Raw genomic sequence first — 4,498 nt, 5'->3', positions numbered from 1 at the left:
TGAAGGGGCATGTACCATACGGTTACCACCAATATAGATACCAACATGATGAACACCAGAATATGAACCATTTGAACTAAATAAAATAATATCACCAGCCTGCATAGAACCACGATCTACCTGTGTTCCTACACCACATAATGTCTTAGTCGTATTTGATCCAATATTAACACCAGCCTGATAATGAGCCCAGTTAACTAGACCTGAACAGTCGAACTTAGTCCAGTTAGGGTTTGCAATCTGACTCATAGAGTGACATCCACCCCATGAATACATATAACCCTGACGAGTTAATGCCTTGTTCGCAATCGCAAGTCCTCTAGAAGACTGATCTGGACTAGGTGTTGGTGTTGGTATTGTATTCCCTCCACCATTGTTTGATGAACCACTGTTGTTTGATGATCCTCCATTATTAGAAGAACCACTATTACTAGAAGAACTGTTGTTCTTGTTTGGTGTTGCATGAGTTACACCACTTACTTTAGATTCATCTGATGCCTTACTTAATTCAACTAAGTTCTGGGCAATTGTACCAATGTTGCTTTCATTATCAGATAAATCACTCTGCTTATCCTGTAAAGCCTTCTGTTCAGCTTCAAGTTTTGCAACTAATGATTTCTGTAATTCTTCAGCCTGACTCTTCTGCGCATTAAGTGCAGTCTGAGTATCTACAAGTGTCTGTTTCTGAATTTCTAACTGCTTCTGTTCTTCCTTGATTTCATTCATTAAATCTGTTTCATAAGAAGTTAAATCCTTAAGAGTTGCAGCTCTTGAAAAGAAATCTGAGAATGAACTTGCATTAAATAAATAATCAACATAGGCATTAGAATTCATCTGACTCTGCATAGAATAAATTCTATCCTTTAATAAAGCCTTCTTTTCATTTAGATTGTTTTCAGCATTTGTGATTGCAGTATTCATATAAGCAATCTTCTGAGTAGCTTCATTGATCTGACTATTTAAGCTATTAATCTTATCTGCTGCATCTGAAATAGATAGCTTTGCACTATCAACACTGCTCTGCTTGCTGCTGATTTCACTCTTTAAGCTTGCACTCTTTGTTTTTAAGTATTTATTAAACTCTTTACAAGTATTCTGATTTGAACGTGTAAGTGTCTTAGATGAACAAAGCTTATAATACTTTGTTTCCTGACCTTCAAATTTATTGGCCGCTTCTACTGTATTCACATTAGAAAAAGCAAGCGGAGTTACCATCGCACATGCAATAAGCAATGATACTATTTTATGTCCTCTTTTCACAAAATCACCTTCCTTTACGCACAGTTAATTATAACACAACTCCAATTAAAACCCAATGTCATATGTAAATTCACATAATCTTAAGAAGTTTTAGCCTTTCTGATTCTTCATGCTTCAAAACTGTCTTTTCGAGATAGTGACTCCAACAATCTGCATCTTTAATCAGTTCACTATAGACATCATCTATGCGTTCTTTATGTGAATGATTACTGATTGCAGTTATAATAATGTTCTTTTCTTCTTCGCTAAATATAGGATCCAGTAATTCTTTTGCCAATTCACTTGAACGAGTGGCATGCTGGAAACTAGAAGAATAAATAGGAACCGCAATATCATGAAGAAGACCGATAATAGCACATAATTCTTCATCTAGATTTCTTTCTTTTGCAAGTAATAAACACAATGTTTCTACCTGAAACATATGTGCAATAGCATCTCTTTTATAATATCCATGACTTTTTTCATCTAAAAGATGTAAGACTTCATCACGTAAGCTAAAGTAACGATTCATCGTCTTAGTCCCTTAGGAAATAAATTTTTAACCTGATTGCTTTCTTTATAGAAAGAAAGTGGATAACCATCTACAAAGATGACACCAAAGCCTTTTTCTCCTGTTCCTTCTAAAGTTTCACCATGAATATATTTTTTGATTTCTTCACTTTCACTTGGATAGTCATAACTTCTTTTTACATCTTGTTTAGTGAGAGTTAGGGCAAGAGAATAGCTAGGTATAAATCTATTCTTTCTCACTTCACCTAAATAAAGCCCATTACGTAATACTCTGATTCCTTTGAGTTCTGGGAAGTTCTTCTTTATTGCATAAAGGTGTCCATTATTTTCTATGATGTATGAAGGTACTTTCTTATTGAGGTTTTCCTGATAGAAAGCTTTTAAGACCTTTAAGTCAGCCGGATTTACTTGAGACTTCATAGTACGTACTTGTTTTCTTGGACTATTACCTGGTTTTCTTAGCAAGGCGATAAAGTGCCCTTCTCCACGATAATGATGAGGATAACATCTCACCACTTCATCTAGATCAACACCTGGACATAAACCATGAGATTTAGTAAGAGGAAGTAATTCAAAGCCAAGTTGATCCACTGCATAATGAACCATTGCTTCATTTTCTTCATATGAGTAAGTACATGTAGAATAAATAACCATACCACCCTGCTTCAACATTTCATAAGCACCCTTTAAAAGATTCTTTTGAATATGAGCACATTCTAATACCTTTTCTTCACTCCATGTATCTATTGCCTGTTCAAGTTTTCTAAACATCCCTTCTCCACTACAAGGTGCATCTAAGACAATCTTATCAAATGCTTCCTGAAATTGTTTAGTAAAGCGCATGGGATCTATATTTGTGACTATTGTATTATCTAAACCAAAACGTTCAATATTCTCACTTAAAATACGGGCACGAGAGGCTTCTATATCATTCGCAATTAATACACCTTCTCCAGTTAATCGAGATGCAATCTCACAGCTTTTACCTCCTGGTGCCGCACACATATCTAACACAAAATCATCAGGTTCAATAGGTAATGCATCTGCTACAAGCATCGCACTTGGTTCCTGGATATAATAAAGTCCTGCAAGAAAATAAGCACTTCTTCCTGGATGATAGTTTTCATCATAGAGATAACCATTCTCCACAATAGGATGATGTTCTACATAGTTCTTATCTAGCACTCTTTCTACATTTTTCTTATTTCTATTTAAATAGAGACCTTTAACTGGCTTTTCTAACAAAGCCTTCTTAAAGTCATCATATTCATCTTTTAATAAAGACTTCATACGGGCATCAAACTGTTCCATAAATTCACGTCCTTTCTGAACTATTATACAAAAAAATAGATGCGTTGACTACTTTTGATATGATACAATGTGAAAAGGGGGATTATTCAATGAGGTGTTCATGGGCTAAAAGTAAAGAAGCAATCAAATATCATGATGATCGATGGTGTAAAGAAACACATGATGAAAAAATGTTATTTAAGATGCTTGTTTTAGAAGGCATGCAGGCAGGATTATCCTGGGATACTATTTTAAAAAAGGAAGAAGCTTATAATCAGGCATTTGATGATTTTGATTATCACAAAATTGCCTCTTATTCTAATGAAAAAATAGAATCTCTCTATGAAGCTGAAGGGATTATTCATAATCGTTTAAAAATCAATAGTATTATAATCAATGCGAAAGCTTTTCTAAACGTGCAGGAAGAGTTTGGCAGCTTTGATCATTATATCTGGTCTTTTGTAGATTTTAAGGTGATTGATCATCGTTATGTGGATGAAAAAGAAATTCCTGCAAGTGATGCACTGTCTACTAAGATATCTCAAGATTTAAAGAAACGTGGCTTTAAATTTGTAGGTCCTGTGATTATTTATAGTTATTTACAGGCGATTGGTATTTATAATGATCATCTCATGAATTGTGAATGGAGGTAAAGGATATGACACGTATTGATGAAACTATTAAGAGACATGATAAGGGTTATAACTGTGCACAGGCTATTGCATGTACTTATTGTGATCTTGTAGGTATGGATGAAGAAACAATGTTTAAGGTAGCTGAAGGCTTAGGTCTAGGTGTAGGCTGCATGGAAGGAACTTGTGGTGCTGTTACTGGTGCATGTCTTCTAGCAGGATGTAAGAATAGTACAGGCAATCTAGATAAGCCAAATAGTAAAGCAAGTACTTATAAGTTATCTAGAGAAATCATGCAGAAATTTAAAGAAAAAAATTCTACAACTACATGTAAAGTTTTAAAAGGTGTAGAAACAGGTAAGTTGTTAAGAACTTGTCCTGACTGTATTAGAGATGCCGCTGCTATTGTAGAAGAAGTATTATTTAGTGAGGAATAGTCATCTATTCCTTTTTTTAGACACAAAAAAAAGCTGAGAATTTATCCCAGCTTAATCATTAACAGTTGGTGCCCTTGACCGGACTCGAACCGGTACGGGTTTGAAGCCGGCAGATTTTGAGTCTGCTATGTCTACCAATTTCATCACAAGGGCATTGACAACGTTATTATTATAGTATGCATAAGGGATGTTTTCAAGAAAAAAATGGTTTATTTTGATGTGCTTCTCATAATTTTTTCTAACACATATACTATTTGAATAAATTTTCACTCATATAAGTAGCATAAAAAGAAATATTTTTATTTTTTTCTAAATGTATTCGCTTACTTTGTAAAAATCATTGACATTTGGTTTTAAGGCTCTTATATT

Annotated in this window: 5 protein-coding genes and 1 tRNA gene; 2 read left to right on the top strand and 4 right to left on the bottom strand. The window is 34.3% G+C overall.

Annotated features, from left to right (window positions below):
• From ACT8VG_RS07740 to ACT8VG_RS07730, 3 genes are all read right to left on the bottom strand, one after another.
• Nucleotides 1-1,260, bottom strand: a 1,260-nt coding sequence (locus ACT8VG_RS07740) for a coiled-coil domain-containing protein (RefSeq protein ID WP_444195556.1), incomplete at its 3' end; no start/stop codon positions are given.
• A 70-nt stretch (nucleotides 1,261-1,330) separates the two neighbouring features.
• Nucleotides 1,331-1,771, bottom strand: a complete 441-nt coding sequence (locus ACT8VG_RS07735; RefSeq protein ID WP_238928226.1) for an HD domain-containing protein — start codon at nucleotides 1,769-1,771, stop codon at nucleotides 1,331-1,333.
• On the bottom strand, nucleotides 1,768-3,081 hold the full coding sequence (locus ACT8VG_RS07730; protein ID WP_432269374.1) for an RsmB/NOP family class I SAM-dependent RNA methyltransferase: 1,314 nt from the start codon (nucleotides 3,079-3,081) through the stop codon (nucleotides 1,768-1,770). Before ACT8VG_RS07730 ends, ACT8VG_RS07735 begins: the two co-directional genes overlap by 4 nt.
• An 89-nt stretch (nucleotides 3,082-3,170) precedes the next feature.
• On the opposite strand from ACT8VG_RS07730, the gene ACT8VG_RS07725 reads away from it, so the two are divergent.
• Nucleotides 3,171-3,713 (top strand): DNA-3-methyladenine glycosylase I, encoded by a 543-nt coding sequence (locus ACT8VG_RS07725; RefSeq protein ID WP_444195555.1) that lies wholly within the window; start codon nucleotides 3,171-3,173, stop codon nucleotides 3,711-3,713.
• 5 nt (nucleotides 3,714-3,718) lie between these two features.
• Nucleotides 3,719-4,129: a C-GCAxxG-C-C family protein gene (locus ACT8VG_RS07720; protein ID WP_202898382.1), complete on the top strand. Its 411-nt coding sequence runs from the start codon at nucleotides 3,719-3,721 to the stop codon at nucleotides 4,127-4,129.
• A 66-nt stretch (nucleotides 4,130-4,195) separates the two neighbouring features.
• On the opposite strand, the gene ACT8VG_RS07715 is transcribed toward ACT8VG_RS07720, so the two are convergent.
• Nucleotides 4,196-4,282: transfer RNA gene (locus ACT8VG_RS07715), tRNA-Leu, on the bottom strand.
• Nucleotides 4,283-4,498: the final 216 nt, after the last annotated feature.

The sequence above is a fragment of the Catenibacterium sp. genome, from assembly GCF_052354645.1.
In the GTDB taxonomy this organism is placed as follows: Bacteria; Bacillota_I; Bacilli_A; order Erysipelotrichales; family Coprobacillaceae; genus Catenibacterium; species Catenibacterium mitsuoka_A.
This window is presented reverse-complemented; position numbering and strand designations above follow the sequence as displayed.